The organism is Thiosulfatihalobacter marinus (assembly GCF_016019955.1).
Taxonomy (GTDB): domain Bacteria; phylum Pseudomonadota; class Alphaproteobacteria; order Rhodobacterales; family Rhodobacteraceae; genus Shimia; species Shimia marinus_A.
In genome coordinates this window covers 1-18,282 of sequence record NZ_JAECRZ010000007.1, presented here as the reverse complement: position 1 = coordinate 18,282, position 18,282 = coordinate 1, and the positions used below count along the sequence as shown (strand labels likewise).

Annotated in this window: 19 protein-coding genes; 10 read left to right on the top strand and 9 right to left on the bottom strand. The window is 63.2% G+C overall.

Annotated elements, in window-relative coordinates; all coding sequences use genetic code 11:
• Positions 1-5: 5 nt before the first annotated feature.
• The 3 genes from ccmB to I3253_RS11710 form a co-directional block, all read right to left on the bottom strand.
• Positions 6-662 (bottom strand): heme exporter protein CcmB, encoded by a 657-nt coding sequence (ccmB, locus tag I3253_RS11720; RefSeq protein WP_197917866.1) that lies wholly within the window; start codon positions 660-662, stop codon positions 6-8.
• Entirely contained in the window at positions 659-1,282 is a 624-nt protein-coding gene (gene ccmA / locus I3253_RS11715) for a heme ABC exporter ATP-binding protein CcmA (RefSeq protein WP_197917865.1), read from the bottom strand. The genes ccmB and ccmA overlap by 4 nt, the downstream gene beginning before the upstream one ends.
• A 228-nt stretch (positions 1,283-1,510) precedes the next feature.
• Positions 1,511-2,662 (bottom strand): pyridoxal phosphate-dependent aminotransferase, encoded by a 1,152-nt coding sequence (locus I3253_RS11710; RefSeq protein WP_197917864.1) that lies wholly within the window; start codon positions 2,660-2,662, stop codon positions 1,511-1,513.
• Between the two features lie 56 nt (positions 2,663-2,718).
• Between I3253_RS11710 and I3253_RS11705 the strand changes: the two genes are divergently transcribed.
• The 3 genes from I3253_RS11705 to ilvN all read left to right on the top strand — a co-directional run bounded on the left by I3253_RS11705 (position 2,719) and on the right by ilvN (position 6,741).
• Positions 2,719-4,047, top strand: a complete 1,329-nt coding sequence (locus I3253_RS11705) for a M48 family metalloprotease (RefSeq protein WP_197917863.1) — start codon at positions 2,719-2,721, stop codon at positions 4,045-4,047.
• 363 nt (positions 4,048-4,410) lie between these two features.
• A complete protein-coding gene (locus tag I3253_RS11700; protein ID WP_197917862.1) occupies positions 4,411-6,165 on the top strand; it encodes an acetolactate synthase 3 large subunit in 1,755 nt (584 codons plus the stop codon).
• A 12-nt stretch (positions 6,166-6,177) separates the two neighbouring features.
• Complete coding sequence (ilvN, locus tag I3253_RS11695; RefSeq protein ID WP_197917861.1) at positions 6,178-6,741, top strand: acetolactate synthase small subunit; 564 nt, start codon at positions 6,178-6,180, stop codon at positions 6,739-6,741.
• Between the two features lie 75 nt (positions 6,742-6,816).
• Here ilvN and I3253_RS11690 read toward each other — a convergent pair whose 3' ends face one another.
• On the bottom strand, positions 6,817-7,167 hold the full coding sequence (locus tag I3253_RS11690) for a hypothetical protein (RefSeq protein ID WP_197917860.1): 351 nt from the start codon (positions 7,165-7,167) through the stop codon (positions 6,817-6,819).
• A 281-nt stretch (positions 7,168-7,448) separates the two neighbouring features.
• Here I3253_RS11690 and I3253_RS11685 point away from each other — a divergent pair, with 281 nt between their 5' ends.
• From I3253_RS11685 to I3253_RS11675, 3 genes are all read left to right on the top strand, one after another.
• Positions 7,449-8,207 (top strand): helix-turn-helix domain-containing protein, encoded by a 759-nt coding sequence (locus tag I3253_RS11685; protein WP_197917859.1) that lies wholly within the window; start codon positions 7,449-7,451, stop codon positions 8,205-8,207.
• Positions 8,208-8,325: 118 nt separating this feature from the next.
• On the top strand, positions 8,326-9,480 hold the full coding sequence (locus I3253_RS11680) for an aromatic ring-hydroxylating oxygenase subunit alpha (protein WP_197917858.1): 1,155 nt from the start codon (positions 8,326-8,328) through the stop codon (positions 9,478-9,480).
• Positions 9,477-9,689, top strand: coding sequence for a hypothetical protein (locus I3253_RS11675; protein ID WP_197917857.1), 213 nt, complete (start codon positions 9,477-9,479; stop codon positions 9,687-9,689). The genes I3253_RS11680 and I3253_RS11675 overlap by 4 nt, the downstream gene beginning before the upstream one ends.
• A 26-nt stretch (positions 9,690-9,715) precedes the next feature.
• Here I3253_RS11675 and I3253_RS11670 read toward each other — a convergent pair whose 3' ends face one another.
• The 3 genes from I3253_RS11670 to I3253_RS11660 are packed head-to-tail and all read right to left on the bottom strand — an operon-like array spanning position 9,716 to position 13,361.
• On the bottom strand, positions 9,716-10,495 hold the full coding sequence (locus tag I3253_RS11670; protein WP_197917856.1) for a DUF2189 domain-containing protein: 780 nt from the start codon (positions 10,493-10,495) through the stop codon (positions 9,716-9,718).
• Between the two features lie 60 nt (positions 10,496-10,555).
• A complete protein-coding gene (locus I3253_RS11665) occupies positions 10,556-11,983 on the bottom strand; it encodes an amidase (RefSeq protein ID WP_197917855.1) in 1,428 nt (475 codons plus the stop codon).
• A gap of 22 nt (positions 11,984-12,005) precedes the next feature.
• Positions 12,006-13,361 (bottom strand): MATE family efflux transporter, encoded by a 1,356-nt coding sequence (locus I3253_RS11660; protein ID WP_197917854.1) that lies wholly within the window; start codon positions 13,359-13,361, stop codon positions 12,006-12,008.
• Between the two features lie 138 nt (positions 13,362-13,499).
• Between I3253_RS11660 and I3253_RS11655 the strand changes: the two genes are divergently transcribed.
• Positions 13,500-14,105: a 2-hydroxychromene-2-carboxylate isomerase gene (locus I3253_RS11655; RefSeq protein ID WP_197917853.1), complete on the top strand. Its 606-nt coding sequence runs from the start codon at positions 13,500-13,502 to the stop codon at positions 14,103-14,105.
• On the top strand, positions 14,102-14,746 hold the full coding sequence (locus I3253_RS11650; RefSeq protein ID WP_197917852.1) for a TIGR02453 family protein: 645 nt from the start codon (positions 14,102-14,104) through the stop codon (positions 14,744-14,746). Before I3253_RS11655 ends, I3253_RS11650 begins: the two co-directional genes overlap by 4 nt.
• 60 nt (positions 14,747-14,806) lie before the next feature.
• On the opposite strand, the gene ppk2 is transcribed toward I3253_RS11650, so the two are convergent.
• Positions 14,807-15,799: a polyphosphate kinase 2 gene (gene ppk2, locus I3253_RS11645; protein WP_197917851.1), complete on the bottom strand. Its 993-nt coding sequence runs from the start codon at positions 15,797-15,799 to the stop codon at positions 14,807-14,809.
• Between the two features lie 181 nt (positions 15,800-15,980).
• On the opposite strand from ppk2, the gene parE reads away from it, so the two are divergent.
• Positions 15,981-17,942, top strand: a complete 1,962-nt coding sequence (parE, locus tag I3253_RS11640; RefSeq protein ID WP_197917850.1) for a DNA topoisomerase IV subunit B — start codon at positions 15,981-15,983, stop codon at positions 17,940-17,942.
• Entirely contained in the window at positions 17,939-18,136 is a 198-nt protein-coding gene (locus I3253_RS20460) for a hypothetical protein (RefSeq protein WP_197922382.1), read from the top strand. The genes parE and I3253_RS20460 overlap by 4 nt, the downstream gene beginning before the upstream one ends.
• Here the strand turns inward: I3253_RS20460 and I3253_RS11635 are convergent.
• On the bottom strand, positions 18,082-18,282 hold a 201-nt coding region (locus I3253_RS11635), incomplete at its 5' end, for an integrase core domain-containing protein (protein ID WP_197917849.1). The two genes, I3253_RS20460 and I3253_RS11635, sit on opposite strands and share 55 nt — an antisense overlap.

Sequence of the window (18,282 nt, the reverse complement as noted above, 5' to 3'; positions counted from 1 at the left end):
TGTTCCTAGCGCAGATTGACCCTCAAGACCAAGGCCGAAGCAAACGGCAAAAGCGCAATCACGCCAAATGTGATCCCGGCCAGCATCAGCAGCGGCGTGGTGGTGGCCAGCCCCTCGGCGCCGCGCCGCGCGAGTTCGGCGCCAAAGATGAGCGTTGGCACGTAAAAGGGCAGAACCAAGAGAGAAAGCAGCAAACCGCCGCGCTTGATTCCGACCGTCAGCGCCGCCCCGAACGTGCCGATCACGCTGAGCGCGGGGGTGCCCAGCAACAGCGACAGAACCAGCCATGGATAGCCCGGTTCCGGCAGGCTGAGCAACAGGCCGAAAAACGGCGCCGCCAGGGTCAGCGGCAGGCCGGTGGTCAGCCAATGCGCCAGCGCCTTGATGGTGACAACGCCCTCCAGCGGCAAGGGTGACGTGGCCAGAAGATCAAGCGAACCGTCCTCCCAGTCCAGCGCCAGGATGCGATCCAGCGACAACAGGCAGGCCAGCAGCGCGCCAAGCCACAAAATGCCCGGCGCGATCTTGGACAAGAGCGACGATTCCGGGCCAACGCCAAAGGGCACAAGTACCGTTACAATAAGGAAAAAAGCCAGGCCAAGACCAAAGCCGCCCCCAGCGCGAAAGGCCAGTTTCAGATCGCGGATCAACAGCGAGATCATAAGAAACCCTCGTCGAACCCGCCCGGTACGGTGCTGTTCGGCCCGGCGCGGAACGGACCGACATCCAGCACCTCGGCCTCGCTCAGACCCAGATCGATATGGGTCGCCAGAAGCGCGCTGCCCCCCGCCTGCAAATGGGCGCGCACCGCGTCGGCGAACATCCGCACCGAGGCGGTGTCCAGCGACACGGTGGGTTCGTCCAGCACCCAGATCGGACGGCCCGTCACCAGCAGGCGCGCCAGACCAAGCCGGCGCTTCTGCCCGGCGGACAATGTCCCAGCCATCCGGTCCGTCAGCGCGGCCAGGTCAAATGCCTGGATCGCGGCGGAAATATCTTTCCGGCCAAATACATCCGACCAGAAGTTCAGGTTCTCGGTCACGCTGAGCATGGCCTTCAGACCATCGCTGTGCGCCGCATAGGCGATGCTTTCGGGCGGGCAGTCCACACGACCGGAAAGAGGCGGCTGCAACCCGGCAACAGTGCGCAAAAGCGTGGTCTTGCCCACGCCGTTGGGACCGCGCAGGATCAGCGCCCGGCCCGGCTCCAGCGAGAAATTCAACCCTTCAAGAACGGGAATTCCGCCACGGGTGATGGTCAGGTCGTGCACGCTCAAACTCATGGCACCCGATTACCCGAAATGCACAGCGGACAAAAGCGAAATGGTCAAGGCGCGCGCGCGGCGCGGCCCGGCAGGGCGAATCAGGGGTTAACGCACTGATCCGGCAGGAAAACCAGTGATCGGCGCGGCGTCGGTATCACGTCGGTATTGCGTCGGTGCGGGATCGGGCGGATGACGGAGTACCCCAAAGCGCGCGACAGTCACCAAATTGCAGGAATTGGCGTGGCGTCAGACGAATCCCCGCGCCGCCATGAAGCGGCGCAGACGCGCCAGCCCCTCGGCAATATCGGCGCTGGCGCGGGCATAGGAAAAGCGCAGCGTCTGGTGCCCGCGCTGTGGATCGAAATCCAGCCCCGGCGTAACGGCCACCCCGGCCTCGTCCAGAGCCTCGCGCGCAAGGGCGCGGCTGTCGCTGGTGAAGGCGCTGACATCGACATAGACGTAAAAGGCGCCATCGGGCGGAGCAAACCGGGTGAACCCGGCGCGCGGCAGACCCTCGATCATCATCTGCCGGTTGGCGCGGTAGACATCCATGTTCGACTCAAGCTCGTCCACGCAATCCATCGCTGCCAGCGCGGCGACCTGGCTGGCATGGGGCGGGCAGATGAACATGTTCTGCGCCAGACGCTCGACCAGACGCACATGATCCGGCGGCACCACCATCCAGCCCACGCGCCAGCCCGTCATCGAGAAATATTTGGAAAAGGAATTGATGACATAGGTCTCGTCGGTGAGTTCCAGCGCGGTGACGGCCCTGGCCTCGTATTCGATGCCGTGGTAAATCTCGTCGCTGATAAAGGCCGCGCCCCTGTCGGCGCACAGGTCGATCAGGGCGGACATCGCCGCGCGATCCAGCATGGTGCCGGTGGGATTGGCCGGTGACGCCACCATCAGCCCGGCGAAATCCAGCCCCGCCAGATCGGCGGGCACCGGTTGCAGGCGGTTTTCATCCGCTGTTTGGATGTCGATCGGTTCAAGGGACAGGGCACGCAGGATCTGGCGATAGCTGGGATAGCCGGGCGCGCCGATGGCGACCCGGTCGCCGGCCTCGAACAGCGCGGTAAAGGCCAGCAGGAATGCCCCGGACGACCCGGGCGTGACGATCACGCGGGACGGATCCAGATCGACATCGTACCAGTCGCCGTAAAGGCGCGCGATGCGGGCGCGCAGGGCCGGCAGGCCAAGCGCGACGGTATAGCCAAGCGCATCTGTCTGCATGGCTTGTGCCAACGCGGCGCGGGCCGCCGCCGGGGCGGCGGTGCCCGGTTGCCCCACTTCCATATGGATGATGTGGCGCCCGTCGGCCTCGGCCTGACGGGCCGCCTCCATGACATCCATCACAATGAAGGGATCAACCGCCCCGCGCCTTGAGTTCCGCATGATTTTCGTTCCTATTGCCGCCCATGAGGTTTCACCGTGAAATGACGGCGCCGTCAATGACTGGCTTGCGGGCCTTCGCCGTCTTTCTGGCGGCGGCGCTGGTGTTGGTATGGGCCACCCTGCCCGCCCGCGCCGCGACACTGATCCGCGATGCGGACATAGAAAACGCGCTGACACGCATGTCAGCCCCGATCCTGAGCGCCGCCGGGCTGGGCGGGACGGTGCGGATCCTGATGATCAACGATCGTTCGCTGAATGCCTTTGTGATCGATAGCAACAATATCTTCCTTCACTCTGGCATGGTGGCGCGGATGGACACGCCCGAAATGCTTCAGGCGGTGATCGCCCATGAGGCGGCGCATATCGCCAACGGGCATATCACCCGGCGCATGACCAACCTGGATTCGTCGCGTACCCTTGCCGGGCTGGGCCTGGCCCTGGCCCTGGCGGCGGCGGCGGCCACGGGGCGGTCAGACCTGGCGGCGGGGATCGCGATTGGCTCTCAGGCGACGGCCCAGCGTCAGTTTCTGGCCCATAGCCGCGCCGAAGAGGCCTCGGCCGACCAGTCCGGCGTACGTTATATGGCGCTGGCGGGGATCGACCCGCAGGGCGCGGTCGAGGTGCACCGGATTTTCGAGGGGCAGGAATTGCTGAATGTAACGCGCCAGGATCCTTATATGCGGTCGCACCCGCTGACCCGCGACCGGATGCGCGCCATGGAACGGTTTGTCGCGGCCTATGCCGGCACGTTCGAGCCGCAGCCGGACCTGGATTATTGGTATGACCGGGCGCGCGGCAAGTTGACCGCCTTTGTCAACACGCCGAAATGGACGTTGGCGCGTGCCGATGAAAGCCTGACCGAAGACATTCGCCTGATGCGCGAGGCTGTGGCCTATCACAGGCTTCAGGATCGCGCCACCGCGCTGAACCGGATCGACCGGGCCATTGCGCTGCGCCCGCAGGACGCATTCTACCATGATCTCAAGGGGCAGATCCTGCTGGAGAGCCGCCAGTTCCAGCCCGCCGTGACGGCCTATGCACGCGCCGTCGAACTGGCGCCGTCCAATGCCCTGATCCTTGGGGGTCTGGGCCGGGCACTGCTGGCGACCAACCGGCCCAGGGAGGCGCTGACCTATCTGGAAAAGGCCCGGTCGCTGGATTTCAGCGATCCGCTGGTGCTGCGCGATCTGGGGTCGGCCTATGCCCAGACCGGGCAGGATGGCATGGCGGCGCTGGCCACCGCCGAACGCTATGCGCTGCAAGGGCGCCTGAAGGATGCCGAGGTCCACGCCAAGCGCGCCAGCGGCCTGTTGCCGCGCGGATCCGGCGGCTGGCGCCGGGCGGAAGATATCGTCGGGGCGGCGCGGCGGGCCGAGAAAAAGTAGCATAGCGACGGTGGCGGCGACAGGGGAACGCGCGTCATGAAAGCCGGGGCAAGCACCGGTGAAAATCCGGCTTGATTTACGCTTGTTGCCGCCCAACGCCCGGTTTGCGCAACTTTCGCAAAGAAAAACATGGGTCAGAGACAGTTTTTCCACCTGATTGACGGTTGACGCCGCGACGCGGCGGAAATATGGTCCGCGTCGAGCCGCATTCAGGAGCCGACAATGCAAGAGCTAGTCGTAATTGTAGGAACATGGCGCATGGGCCGGTAACGGACACCATATTGGTACCCATGCGCCCCCGTCGGATGATCGGGGGCTTTTTTGTGCGGACGACAAATTGTGACGTTGAAGACGGAGAGACAGATGACACGTCAGATGACCGGAGCGAGAATGGTGGTTCAGGCCCTCAAGGATCAGGGTGTGGACACGGTATTCGGATATCCTGGCGGGGCTGTCCTACCGATTTATGACGAGATTTTTCAGCAGAATGACATTCGGCACATCCTGGTGCGCCATGAACAGGGCGCGGTGCATGCCGCCGAGGGCTATGCGCGGTCGACCGGCAAGGTGGGCGTGGCGCTGGTGACATCCGGCCCCGGCGCGACCAACGCGGTGACGGGGCTGACCGATGCGCTGCTGGATTCGATCCCGATTGTTGTCCTGTCGGGCCAGGTGCCGACCTTCATGATCGGTTCGGATGCGTTTCAGGAGGCCGACACCGTGGGCATCACCCGCCCCTGTACCAAGCATAACTGGCTGGCCAAGGACACGGCAAAGCTGTCGGAAACCATTCACCAGGCGTTTCACGTGGCCCGGTCGGGCCGCCCGGGGCCGGTTCTGGTGGATATTCCCAAGGACGTACAATTTGCCAGCGCGGCGTATACCAAGCCGGAAAAGGCCAACACCTCCAACTATCAGCCGCAGCTGCGCGGCGATATCGAGATGATCAACGAACTGGTCGAGGCGCTGGAGACCGCCGAACGCCCGGTTTTCTATACCGGTGGCGGCGTGATCAATTCGGGCGACAAGGCCAGCGCGCTGCTGCGCGAGCTGGTGGACGCCACCGATATTCCGATCACCTCGACCCTGATGGGGCTGGGCGCCTACCCGGCCTCGGGCAAAAACTGGCTGGGAATGCTGGGGATGCACGGGCTATACGAGGCGAACATGGCCATGCATGACTGTGACCTGATGATCAATATCGGGGCGCGGTTCGACGACCGGATCACCGGGCTGATCGAGGCGTTTTCGCCCCGCTCCAGAAAGGCGCATATCGACATCGACCCGTCCTCGATCAACAAGGTGATCAAGACCGATATCCCGATCGTGGGCGACGTGGCGCATGTGCTGGAAGATATCCTGAAGGTCTGGAAGGCGCGCGGGCGCACGCTGAACCGCGCGGGAATCGCGAAATGGCAGGACAAGATCAGCGAATGGCGCAAGGTGGATTGCCTGAAGTTCAAGCAGGAAGGCAGGATCATCAAGCCGCAATACGCGCTGCAACGGCTTGAGGCGCTGACCAAGGATCACGACCGCTATATCTGTACCGAGGTGGGCCAGCACCAGATGTGGGCGGCCCAGTTCCTGGGATTCGAAGACCCCAACCGCTGGATGACATCCGGCGGCCTGGGCACGATGGGTTATGGTTTTCCGGCGTCCATCGGGGCGCAGATGGCGCACCCCGAAAGCCTTGTGATCAACGTGGCGGGCGAGGCGAGCTGGCTGATGAACATGCAGGAAATGGGTACGGCGGTCCAGTTCCGCCTGCCGGTGAAACAGTTCATCCTGAACAACGAACGGTTGGGCATGGTGCGCCAGTGGCAGGAATTGCTGCATGGCGAGCGCTATTCGCACAGCTGGTCCGAGGCGCTGCCCGACTTTGTGAAACTGGCCGAGGCCTTTGGCGCCAAGGGAATCTATTGCGACAACCCGGATGATCTGGACGATGCGATCCTGGAAATGATCAATCATGACGGACCGGTGATCTTTGATTGCCTTGTCGAGAAGCACGAGAACTGTTTCCCGATGATCCCGTCGGGCAAGCCGCATAATGAAATGCTGCTGGGCGAGGCTTCGACGCAGGGCGCGATCGAAGCCGGTGGCGCGGTGCTGGTGTAAGGAGAAAGACGGATGGCTGCTCTGAAAATCAAAAAAGGCTCGACGAAGCATTCCGCCTATAATCTGCGCCCGAATTTTTCGGATGTGCAGGAAACCCATACGCTGGCGGTGGTGGTTGACAACGAACCCGGTGTGCTGGCCCGCGTGATCGGGCTGTTTTCGGGCCGGGGTTACAACATCGAAAGCCTGACCGTGGCCGAGATCGACCATACCGGGCATCATTCCCGGATCACGGTTGTCACCACGGGCACGCCGCAGGTGATCGAACAGATCAAGACCCAGCTGGGCCGAATCGTGCCGGTGCACGAGGTGCATGACCTGACGGTGGAAGGCCCGTCGGTGGAGCGTGAACTGGGGCTGTTCAAGGTGACGGGCGGGGGCGACAAGCGGGTCGAGGCGCTGCGGCTGGCGGATATCTTTCGCGCCAATGTGGTGGACAGCACGCTGGAAAGCTTTGTGTTCGAGATCACCGGCGCGCCGGAAAAGATCGACGCCTTTGCGGATCTGATGCGCCCGTTGGGGCTGGTCGAGGTCGCGCGCACCGGTGTGGCGGCGCTGTCACGCGGCCCGGCATAGACGCACGAGACACGGCAGAATGACAAAGGGGGCCCGCCGGCCCCCTTTTTCCTTGTGGTCGTCCGTGAGTGTGTTTCAGGCAAGTTCCAGGGCAGCAATCTTTTTGCGGGCGCGGGGTGGTGTAAACGGGATCACCTGGGCCGAGGGCACAACAGCGTCATGACGGGCGCTGGGAGCGGCGGCCGCATCGCACAATCTATCGGGGAGCCCGGCATAGGCGCCCTGCCCCACCCGGCGCGGATTTCGTGCATATCGCTGGTGGCGTTCTTCGCGCAGATCGAAATGGACAAGATCGCCGGCATCGAAATCCATCAGGCTGGCGGGATCGTCTACGCCGCCATTGAAATAGGCCAGGTCGCCGTGATCCTCACACCAGATCACTGCCTTGTTGTCACCTGCATCACTCCAAAGAACCACTCCAAGCATCTGAGTTCTAACTCCTTTTTGCCTCATTGTCGAGTGTCACAAATGTGCCTTTGCAACGACATGGAAATTTGAGCGTCGGTCGCTTCGAAATTGTGTCGACTTGGCATTCTTCTGATGCCATTATGCGTCATGATGATGCTAATAAGCGTCACCGAAAAACAGGAAAGATGAAAACGCGCGCCACATGGTAGAATGGATGGCACCAACCCCAACCGGAGAGTGTTTTGAACGAAGGCCCCACCTCTTTACGACCGCAGAAGTCACCAGCCGAACTGCGGCAGATGTTCGGGCAGAATCTGCGAATTCTGGCCCGCAACTACCCATCCGTGTCCCGATTATGTCGCGACCTTGGCATCAATCGCACGCAATTCAATCGCTACCTGTCCGGCGAGAGTTTTCCCCGCCCGGACGTTCTGCACCGCATATGCAGCTTTTTTAACGTCGACGCGCGCATCCTGCTGGAGCCTCTTGGCGCCTTGCAGACCGACCGGGGCGTTCTCAACCATCCGTTGATCGCCGATTATGTCGGCACGGGGATGACCGATATTCCCCAGGACGTGTTTCCGGACGGGTTCTACCGGTTCTCGCGCCGCTCCTTCATCGAGCAGGACCTTATCATCATTGGCCTTGTCTACGTGTTTCGACGGGATGAGCACACGTTCATTCGCGGCTACGAGGCCAAGGAGGCGATGCGCCAGCAGGGCCTGCCTACCGATACAGCCACGCGCGAGTTTCGCGGCGTGATCCTGCCACAGGAAGACGGTGTTGCGGCGCTGGTCAGTCATGCGCGCACCATGGCAACCTCATTCAACTATCTCAGCCGCGTGGCGTCGTTCCAGAATCATTACTGGGTTGGCTATGCCACCCGCACGGTGCGCGAAACCGTGACCGGCTGCCGTGCGGCGCGGCTGGCCTATGAGCATCTGGGCAAGGATACCGGCGCGGTCTTGCAGGCGGCGCGGTCGGTTGGCTTTTGCAGCCCGGACGAGCTGATGCCCTATCACCGCAAGCTGTTGCAACTGGACCGCCCGTTCAGCTGACGCCGCCCTGCCCCGCCTGACGCCAAGCCGTGTCGGAAGCGGTCAGGACAGGTCGCAGATCGGCAATTGACCGGCGCGTTAATGGGCGAAACTTCTTCGAGCAAGAGGAGATTCGCCCATGTCGACCCGTTCGGACGATCTTGACGCGGTCCGCCGCCCGGTGGAAACGGCCCGTGGCCTGCCCAACCCGCATTATACGGATCCGACCCTGTTCCAGGAGGAAAACCGCGCCCTGCTTTGCGGCACCTGGGCCGGGCTGGCGGTGGCCGCGGATGTGCCCGAACCGGGCGACGCGGTGCCGCTGACCTTTCTGGGGATGCCGCTATTGCTGATCCGTGACCGGGACGGCGCGGTGAGGGTGTTCAACAATACCTGCCGCCACCGGGGCATGATCCTTGTGGACGAACCGCGCAAGATCGAGGGCGCGATCCGCTGTCCTTATCATTCCTGGTGTTATGCCACCGACGGGCGGCTTGTGACCACGCCGCATGTGGGCGGGCCGGGACAGAACACGCACGAGGCCGTCAACCGAAGCGAGCTTGGGCTGGTGGAAATCCGCAGCCATATCTGGCGCGACGTGGTGTTCATCAACATCTCGGGCGATGCGCCGCCCTTTGAAGAGGTGCACCGCGATCTGCTGGCCCGCTGGGGCGGGCTGGAACAGCCGCTTTTTCATGGCGGCAAGGACAGCCGGTTTGAACTGGATGTGCGCTGTAACTGGAAGCTGGCGGTCGAGAATTACTGTGAAAGCTATCATCTGCCCTGGGTGCATCCCGGCCTGAACAGCTATTCGCGGCTGGAGGATCACTATCACATTGCCGCGCCGGGACAGTATTCCGGCCAGGGCACGCTGGTGTATCGCCGGATCAAGGGTGAAAACGGCGTGATGTTCCCGGATTTCGCGGGCCTGTCGGCGCAGTGGGACGAAGGCGCGGAATATATTGCCGTCTATCCCAATGTCCTGCTGGGCGCGCAGCGCGATCATGCCTTTGCCATCGTGCTGGAGCCGGTGGCAATTGACCGCACGCTGGAGCATATCCACCTGTATTATGCCACGCCCGAAACCGACGACGCGCTGCGCGCGCGAAACGCGGCCCAGTGGAAGCTGGTCTTCGAAGAGGACGTGTTCGTTGTTGAGGGGATGCAGCGCGGACGCCACGCGCCGGGCTTTGACGGGGGCCGGTTTTCCCCTGCGATGGACGGGCCAACCCATTGTTTTCACGATTGGGTGGCCGGGCGCCTGCAAGCCTTGCGGGCGCACGCGGCGCAATGAGCGATCTGGACGCGCGCCTGCTGGATGCGCATGCGGCGGGCGACCGGCAGGCGCTGGTCGCCCTGTACCGGCAGGCGGCGGATGCGGCCAGGCAGGCGGACGCGCGCGGCTTTTACCTGACCCATGCCTATGTCTATGCGCTGGAGATCGGGCATCCCGAAATCGGCGCGCTGCGTAACCGTCTGAAAGAGATGGGGCGCGAGGAATAGCGCCGCCGGGCCACGCCGGGCCGGTATCAGCCTTCTGCCGCGTGCTGCATCAGCGAGTAAAGATGCCATGTTGCATGGCCCAGCAGCGGCAAAACGATCAGCAGGCCCAGAAAGCCGGGGATCATCGCCAGAAAGGTCAGTCCCGAAATCAGCGCCGCCCAGATCAGCATGACCACGAAATTATTCTGCACGGCCTGAAAGCTGGTGATCATGGCGGTCACGAAATCGACCTCGCGATCCAGCAGCAGCGGCAGGGAAATCACCGTGATCATATAAAGCAACAGCGCGAACGCCGCCCCAACCGCCGTGCCCATGACAAGCATCTGTATCCCTTTTCCGGTCAGGTAAATCTCGTAAGAGCTGGACACGTTGGTCATGGTCGACAGGCCCAGAAACAGGGCGAAGATCATATGCGCCAGGAAAAACCAGAACAGGAACACGACGATGATCACCGCACAGATCGACGGCAGCTGGCGTTTGCTTTGCCGCCCGATCACGCCAAAGATCGCGTACCAGTCCATCGCCTCGCCCCGTTCCAGCCGGCGTGACACCTCGTATACACCGACAGCGGCGAAAGGGCCGATCAGCGGAAAGCCGATGGCCGCAAAGACCAGCCAATAGCTTTGCCCGGTAGCAATGGTGATCCACGCCATAAGCCAGCCCGCCAGCACGTAAAACGCGGCAAAGACCAGGCCGTAACCGGGCTTGGCCCTGAAATCCCGCCAGCCATTGCGCAGGGCCGCGCGCAACATCGCGATGTCAACGGCGCCCAGATCGGGCACACCCTGCTCTGGTGTCTGCGTCATGCATTCCTCCCTCTGCATGGCATTGCGTAAACGCCAAGAGACAGGGATTCCGCAGACGATTCAAGCTTTTCGCATGTGAGGCGGGTGATTTTGCGGCCAGCGGGTCACGCGGTGATAAGCATCGGCCACTTGCAGCAGCCTGGCATCCTGTCCCTTGGCGGCAAACAGCTGCACCCCCATCGGCAGCCCGTTGGCGCCAAACCCCACCGGCACGCTGATGGCGGGCAGGCCGATCAGGCTGACAGGGACCATCACCTGCATCCAGCGGTGATAGGTATCCATCGCATTGCCGTTGATCTTGTCGGGCCAGTCCCAGCTGGCCGGGAACGGCCAGCATTGCGCAACCGGCAGAGCCAGCACATCCACGCTCCCGAACAGATCGGCGGCGCAGGTGAACCACGCCGAACGGGTGGCACAGGCCGCGTGCAGCGCACTGGTGGACAGAGACAGGCCGCGCGCCACCTCCCATTGGGCTTCGGGCTTGAGGCGGGCACGGCGCGCGGGATCGTTGAACAGCGGCGCAAGCTCTGCGGACAACGCAAAGGCGCGCAGATCGGTCCAGGACCAGAACAGCGCCTCGGCATCGAACGGCGCCGCCACCGGGGTCACTTTTGCGCCCAGATCGCTACATTTGTCCAACGCGCCCCGGCAAAGATCCAGTATGCCAGGCTCTGTCGGCATCGCCCCCTCCCAATCGCCCAGCCAGCCGATACGAAGCCCGTTCAGGTCTCCGGTGCCCGGCAGCGCCCAGTCTTGTGGCGGCATGTTGAAGGGTACGCGCGAATCGGGTGCCGCCAGAACCTGCATCATCAGCGCGATGTCACCCGGGCTGCGCGCCATCGGGCCGATGGTCGAAAGCTGCTGCCAGAAGGTTTCCCCGCCTGCTTCGCGCGGAACCACGCCCCAGCTGGGCCGGAAACCATAGACATTGTTCCAGCCGGCCGGATTGCGCAGGCTGCCCATCATGTCGCTGCCATCGGCCAGCGCCACCATGCCACAGGCCAGCGCCGCCCCAGCCCCGCCCGACGAGCCGCCCGCCGTCCGGTCAGCGGCATAGGGGTTGCGGGTAACGCCGTGCACCGGGTTGTAGCTGTGGCTGCCCAGTCCGAATTCGGGCACGTTCGTCTTGCCGATAAAGATCGCCCCGGCGGCCCGCAACCGGGCGACAAAGGCGCTGTCGCTTTGTGAGATACGCTCTGAAAAAAGGGGGGAACCTTCGGTGTTACGGGTGCCGCTGACATGGGCCAGCGCCTTGACGGCGATGGGCAGCCCGTGCAATGGAGCGCGCCGATCAGGAGGCGCGGCATCGGCGGCGCGCGCCTGTGCCATAAGTGTCTCGGCGCCATGCAGATCGACAATGGCGTTGACAGCGCCGTTGCGCGCGTCAATCCGGTCCAGCGTGGCGCTCATCAGGGTTTGCGCAGACAATGCGCCGCTGCGCAGGGCGTCGCATTGCGCCTGAGCGCTCCAGTCCAAAAATTCTGTCATGTCTCCTCCAGTCGGCTGAATGTCAGGTGGCAAAGCGCGTGCGCAGGCGGCGCAGGTCCGGCCCCCAGAAGCGCCAGAGCAGCAGGATCGCGGCCAGGGTCAGGCCGATCACCAGACCCAGCCACACACCAACCCCGCCAAGCCCCAGCGAGAAGCCAAGCGCATAGCCCGACGGCACGCCGATGAGCCAGTAACTGAAGGCGGCGATCACCATCGGGCCGCGCGTGTCCTGAACCCCGCGCAACAGCCCCAGCGCCATCACCTGCATCCCGTCCATCACCTGGAACAGCGCCGCCACATACAAAAGCGACACCCCGGCGGCCAGGATCACGTCACGCTCGGGTTCGGCCGGATCGATGAACAGGCCCAGCAGGAATTCGGGAAACAGCAGGAACAGGCTGACCGCGACCAGCGCCGTGACCAGCGACGCCGCCAGCGCCACCCGCGCGCCGCGCGCCAGATGATCCGCGTCCCGCCGCCCCATGGCGTTGCCCGCCCGCACCGTGGCCGCGTTGGACAGACCAAGATGCGCCATGAAGGCCAGACTGGCAAGTTGCAGCGCGATGCCATGGGCGGCAAGCTGCACCGTACCCAGCCAGCCCATCATCAGCGACGAGGCGGCAAACAGCCCGACCTCTGCCAGGTTGGTCAGACCGATCGGCACGCCCAGGCGGAATACGTGAAAAAACGCCTCCCAGTCCGGGCGCCAGAGCCGGGCGAACAATGTGTGATGCGACATGGCCAGCCGGGCATAGGCCACCACGCCCGCCAAAGAGATCGCCTGAACCACGATCGAGGCGATCGCCGCCCCGGCCACGCCCAGTTCGGGAAAGCCCCAGTTGCCGAATATCAGCAGGTAATTCACCAGCGCATTGGCCGGGACGGCGGCAACCGTGACCCAGAACACCACCCGCGTGCGTTCAAGCGCGGCCAGATAGCTTTTCAGCACCATGACCAGCAACGCGGGAAACAGGCCGAACCCGGCAATCACCAGATAATCCCGCGCCAGCGCGGAAACCACAGGTGTCTGTCCCAGCGCCAGAAGGATCGGCCCGGAATACAGGAACAACGGCAGCCCGAGCAGCCCGAACAGGGCCGACAGCCACAGCCCCATGCGCGTGACGCGCCGCAGCGCGGTTTCGTCGCCCGCCGCCTCGGCCTCGGCCACAAGTGGCATGACGGCTATGGCAAAGCCCGACCCAAGGATGAAAATCACGAAGAAGAACGTGCTGCCCAGCACCACCGCGGCCAGCGACTCCACGCTGTACCAGCCCAGCATGATCGTGTCGGTCAGCCCGATGGCAAACTGGGCCACATGCCCGCCGATCAGGGGCACGCCAAGGCCGAGAAGCGCGCGCATATGATCGCGATAAGGCATGATGGGATGAGTCATCCCCAAGGCTTAGGGCCGATGGAGGGCCGGGGCAAGAGATGTTGCACGGTTGATCAAGCGGTTGATCGAAGGCAAAGCCTCTGGCACGCTGCGCCGGCGTATCCGCAGATCAGGACCGGCCCCATGCCCCGTATCGAATTCTGGTATGCCATCGGCAGCACCTACAGCTATCTGAGTGTCATGCGCCTGACCGCGCTGGCCGAGGAAACCGGCATCGCCTTTGACTGGCGCCCGTTCAACGTGCGCGCCATCATGATCGAACAGGACAATATCCCTTTTGCCACCAAGCCCGCGCGGGCGGCGCATATGTGGCGTGACATCGAACGCCGCGCGCCCCGATACGGGCTGGCGCCGCGCCTGCCGGCGCCCTATCCGCTGGACGGGTTCGACCTGGCCAACAGGGTGGCCATCCTGGCGCGTCAGGAAGGCTGGGTCGAGGCCTATACGATCGCCACCTACCGGCGCTGGTTCGAACAGGGCCAGCCCGCCGGGAGCGCGCCGAACCTGAGCGACAGCCTGCGCGCCATTGACCAGGACCCGGCGCGCGTGCTGGCGGCGGCGGATACGCCGGATTGCGAGGCGGCCTATGTGGCGGCCACCGATGCGGCGCGCGCCAAGGGCATTTTCGGCGCGCCGTCTTTTTTGGTGGGGAATGAGCTGTTCTGGGGCGATGACCGGCTGGAAGACGCCATCGACTGGGCCAAGAGCCACGAACGGGCACCGGAATGAGCATGGATTTCGACAAGCTGGTGCCCCGCGCGCGCGCCTTTCTGGGCGAACTGGAACAGAACAATACGCGCGGCTGGTTCAATGACCACAAGGCGCAATATGAAGACACGCTGAAAACCCCGGCGCTGGCCCTGCTGGACAAGATCGCCGCCAGTTTGGAAAAACAAACCGGCGTGGTGCCCGCGACCAAGCTGTTCCGGCCACAGCGCGATGTGCGGTTTTCAAAGGACAAGACACCTTATCACACCCATCTGCACATGCTCTGGACCACCGGGCGCGTAGGCTGGTTCCTTGGAATTTCAACCGGGTATGTCACCGCCGGCGCCGGGGCGATGGGGTTTGACAAGGACGGCCTGCAACGCTGGCGCGCGGCGGTGGACGGCCCCGGGGGCGACAGGATCGCCGCCTGCGTCACGGCCCTGTCGGCCAGCGGCGCCCGCATCAGTGATCCCGAGTTGAAACGCGTGCCCGCGCCCTTTGACAAGGACCACCCCCACGCCGGCCTTCTGCGCCGCAAAAGCCTGACCGCATGGCATGACCTGACCGAGGCGGACATCAAAAAAGGCGGTCTGATCGCGGGGATCGAGACCGCCTTTTCAGAGCTTCAACCTTTGGCCAGGGTTCTGCGTCCCCTCCTCTGACACAGCACCTGCGGACCCGTATGGAACGCGCCCGCGGCGGCGAAGCCCTTGTTCCGTTACTCAGCTGCGCCGCGTTTCGGGATGCAGCGACGCGCCCAGGATGTGATCGGAGCGGTGAATCACATGGCTGGCCGTGTTCACGATCAGCGGATCGGGCGCATGGGCGATCCTGGGATCCTTGCCCGGATAGTCGAGCGAGTTCAGGAAATGCAGCATACAGTTCAGCCGCGCGCGTTTCTTGTCGTCCGACTTGATCACCGTCCAGGGCGCATCCGCCGTGTCGGTGTAAAAGAACATCGCCTCCTTGGCTTCGGTATAATCGTCCCACTTGCTCAGGCTGGCCTTGTCGATCGGCGACAGCTTCCACTGTTTCAGCGGGTCGGTCTCGCGGCTGGCGAAACGGCTTCTTTGTTCCTCTTGCGTGACCGAAAACCAGAACTTGTAAAGCCGGATCCCCGACCGCACCAGCATCCGTTCCAGATCCGGGGTCTGACGCATGAATTCCAGATATTCATTGGGCTCGCAGAACCCCATCACCCGTTCGACCCCGGCGCGGTTGTACCACGAACGGTCATAGAAAACGATCTCGCCCGCAGTTGGCAAATGGTCGATATAACGCTGGAAATACCACTGGCCGCGCTCTTCGTCGGTGGGTTTGTTCAGGGCCACCACGCGCGCGGACCGCGGGTTGAGATGTTCGGTAAAGCGCTTGATCGTGCCGCCCTTGCCCGCGGCATCGCGCCCCTCGAACAGCATCACGAATTTCTGCCCGGTTTCCTGTGCCCAGATCTGCACCTTGAGCAGCTCGGCCTGAATCTGCGCCTTCTGCCGCTCGTAAGTGCGGCGCGACAGGCGGGTTTCATACGGGTATTGGCCGCTTTCAAAGGCACGGCGCACGTCATCGGCGGTTGGCCCCTGTTTGCGCGCACGCGGCGCAGCGGCGACCTCGGCCTGATCACCGACAGGCGCAGATGCCCCGTTCGGCTTTGCCTTTGCGTCTGTTTCCTGTGCAGTTATGGGGGTTTCCGGGGTTTTCGCGGGGGATGCGGCCATGAGGTCTCCTTGGGTTGAAAGCAAGGCCGCATCCTAGCGGAACGGGCGAGACCTTGCATTGATACACGTCAACACGCCCCCCACACCCCGCCGGGCACGGCAGGTACAACTCGCCTCTTTTCCCTTGTGATCCGCCCTGCCATAATGCGCCCCAATCAACACCAAAAAAAGAGCAGCGCGAATGCCCAATGATCTCCTGACAGAGAGCCAGTCCCAGACCAGCTATGACGCATCCTCGATCGAGGTGCTGGAGGGGCTGGAGCCGGTCCGCAAACGCCCCGGCATGTATATCGGGGGCACGGATGAGCGGGCGCTGCATCATATGGTGGCCGAGATCCTGGACAACTCGATGGACGAGGCGGTGGCGGGCCATGCCAACCGGATCGAGGTGGAACTGCACGCCGATTACGCGCTGAGCGTGCGCGACAACGGGCGCGGCATCCCGGTGGACCCGCATCCCAAGTTTCCCGGCAAATCCGCGCTGGAAGTGATCCTGTGCACGCTGCACGCGGGGGGCAAGTTTTCCGGCAAGGCCTATCAGACCTCGGGCGGATTGCATGGCGTGGGGGCCTCGGTGGTCAACGCGCTGTCGGATTCCATGGTGGTACAGGTGGCGCGCAACAAGGAACTGTTCGAACAGCGGTTTTCGCGCGGGCTGCCGCAGGGGCCGCTGGAAAAGCTGGGCCCGACGCAGAACCGGCGCGGCACCATGGTGACATTCCATGCCGACCCCGAGATTTTCGGCCATCACCGGTTCAAGCCCGCGCGCCTGTTCAAATCGATCCGGTCCAAGGCCTATCTGTTCTCGGGCGTAGAAATCCGCTGGAAATCGGCAATCGACGACGGCGAAACCCCCACAGAGGCGGTGTTTCATTTTCCCGGCGGGCTAAGCGATTATCTCAGGGAGTCCATGAACGGCTCGTCCACCTATGCCGATCAGCCCTTTGCCGGGACGGTGGATTTCCGCGAACGGTTCAACGCGCCGGGCAAGGTGGAATGGGCGATCAACTGGACCCCGTCGCGGGACGGGTTCATCCAGTCTTACTGTAACACCGTGCCCACACCGGAGGGCGGCACCCATGTGGCCGGGTTCTGGGCCGCGATCCTGAAGGGCATCCGCGCCTATGGCGAGTTGGTCAACAACCGCAAGGCGGCGCAGATCACGCGGGACGACCTGATCACCGGGGGCTGCGCGCTGGTGTCCTGTTTCATCAGCGAGCCGGAATTCGTGGGCCAGACCAAGGACAGGCTGGCCACGGTCGAGGCGCAAAAGCTGGTCGAGGGCGCGGTGCGCGACCATTTCGACAACTGGCTGGCGGCAGACACGAAATCGGCCGGCGCCATTCTGGATTTCCTGATCCTGCGGTCCGAAGAACGGCTGCGCCGGCGCCAGGAAAAGGAAACCCAGCGCAAGAGCGCCACCAAGAAGCTGCGCCTGCCCGGCAAGCTGGTGGATTGTTCGGCCACCAATCGCGCGGGCACGGAATTGTTCATCGTCGAGGGCGACTCGGCCGGTGGCTCGGCCAAGATGGCGCGCGACCGCAAGACCCAGGCCCTGCTGCCGCTGCGTGGCAAGATCCTGAACGTGCTGGGCGCGGCCTCGTCAAAGCTGGGCTCGAACCAGGAAATCAATGACCTGACCCAGGCGCTGGGGGTTGGGCTGGGCACAAAATTCAACGTCGACGATCTGCGCTATGACAAGGTTATCATCATGACGGATGCCGATGTGGACGGAGCCCATATCGCAGCGCTTCTGATGACCTTTTTCTTTACCCAGATGCGCCCGATGATCGATTCCGGGCACCTTTACCTCGCCTGCCCGCCGCTGTTCCGCCTGACGCAGGGGGCGAAACGGGTGTATTGCCTGGACGAAGCCGAACGCGACGTGTGGCTGGAAAAGGGGCTGGGCGGCAAGGGCAAGATCGACGTGAGCCGCTTCAAGGGCCTGGGCGAAATGGACGCGAAGGATCTGAAGGAAACCACGATGGACCCGACCTCACGCAAGCTGATCCGGGTGACGATCGACGAGGACGAACCGGGCGAAACCGGCGATCTGGTGGAACGGCTGATGGGCAAGAAACCCGAGAAGCGGTTCGAGTACATCCAGGAGAACGCGAGGTTCGTGGAGGAGTTGGATGTTTGAGGGTTTATTCTCTTGAAAGCCAGATAGAATCTAAAGCAAGAGTTCAGATTGTTTGCGGAACACTTGGTCTAGCAGCTATTGAAGACTATATCGTTGCGCGTTGGGCTATTTTGAATGGCCTTGACCTGCCACTGAACTTTCATCCAGCCGCGACCGGAGCCCGGTTTGTGTTTACGCCGATTGGCGCAGGTTGAGCAATCGCCCGACGCGTGGAGCTTTCATCTCGCGTAGCGGGGCGGGCGATTGCGGTGGTCGGGGTCCGCGCATAGTCAGCCGGGGTTTGGTAGTCCAAGGCTGAATGGGGTCGTTCGGTGTTGTAGTCAGCCGCCCAGGCCGCGAT

Bases quoted from the DNA above. Each gene is read 5' to 3' on its own strand.
- parE (WP_197917850.1), top strand. From the start codon at position 15,981: ATGCCCAATGATCTCCTGACAGAGAGCCAGTCCCAGACCAGCTATGAC.
- ccmA (WP_197917865.1), bottom strand. From the start codon at position 1,282: ATGAGTTTGAGCGTGCACGACCTGACCATCACCCGTGGCGGAATTCCC.
- I3253_RS11685 (WP_197917859.1), top strand. From the start codon at position 7,449: ATGTTCGGGCAGAATCTGCGAATTCTGGCCCGCAACTACCCATCCGTG.
- I3253_RS11655 (WP_197917853.1), top strand. From the start codon at position 13,500: ATGCCCCGTATCGAATTCTGGTATGCCATCGGCAGCACCTACAGCTAT.
- I3253_RS11670 (WP_197917856.1), bottom strand. From the start codon at position 10,495: ATGACGCAGACACCAGAGCAGGGTGTGCCCGATCTGGGCGCCGTTGAC.
- I3253_RS11705 (WP_197917863.1), top strand. From the start codon at position 2,719: ATGACTGGCTTGCGGGCCTTCGCCGTCTTTCTGGCGGCGGCGCTGGTG.
- I3253_RS11710 (WP_197917864.1), bottom strand. From the start codon at position 2,662: ATGCGGAACTCAAGGCGCGGGGCGGTTGATCCCTTCATTGTGATGGAT.
- ppk2 (WP_197917851.1), bottom strand. From the start codon at position 15,799: ATGGCCGCATCCCCCGCGAAAACCCCGGAAACCCCCATAACTGCACAG.
- I3253_RS11690 (WP_197917860.1), bottom strand. From the start codon at position 7,167: ATGCTTGGAGTGGTTCTTTGGAGTGATGCAGGTGACAACAAGGCAGTG.
- ilvN (WP_197917861.1), top strand. From the start codon at position 6,178: ATGGCTGCTCTGAAAATCAAAAAAGGCTCGACGAAGCATTCCGCCTAT.
- I3253_RS11665 (WP_197917855.1), bottom strand. From the start codon at position 11,983: ATGACAGAATTTTTGGACTGGAGCGCTCAGGCGCAATGCGACGCCCTG.
- I3253_RS11700 (WP_197917862.1), top strand. From the start codon at position 4,411: ATGACACGTCAGATGACCGGAGCGAGAATGGTGGTTCAGGCCCTCAAG.
- I3253_RS11680 (WP_197917858.1), top strand. From the start codon at position 8,326: ATGTCGACCCGTTCGGACGATCTTGACGCGGTCCGCCGCCCGGTGGAA.
- I3253_RS11675 (WP_197917857.1), top strand. From the start codon at position 9,477: ATGAGCGATCTGGACGCGCGCCTGCTGGATGCGCATGCGGCGGGCGAC.
- ccmB (WP_197917866.1), bottom strand. From the start codon at position 662: ATGATCTCGCTGTTGATCCGCGATCTGAAACTGGCCTTTCGCGCTGGG.
- I3253_RS11650 (WP_197917852.1), top strand. From the start codon at position 14,102: ATGAGCATGGATTTCGACAAGCTGGTGCCCCGCGCGCGCGCCTTTCTG.
- I3253_RS11660 (WP_197917854.1), bottom strand. From the start codon at position 13,361: ATGCCTTATCGCGATCATATGCGCGCGCTTCTCGGCCTTGGCGTGCCC.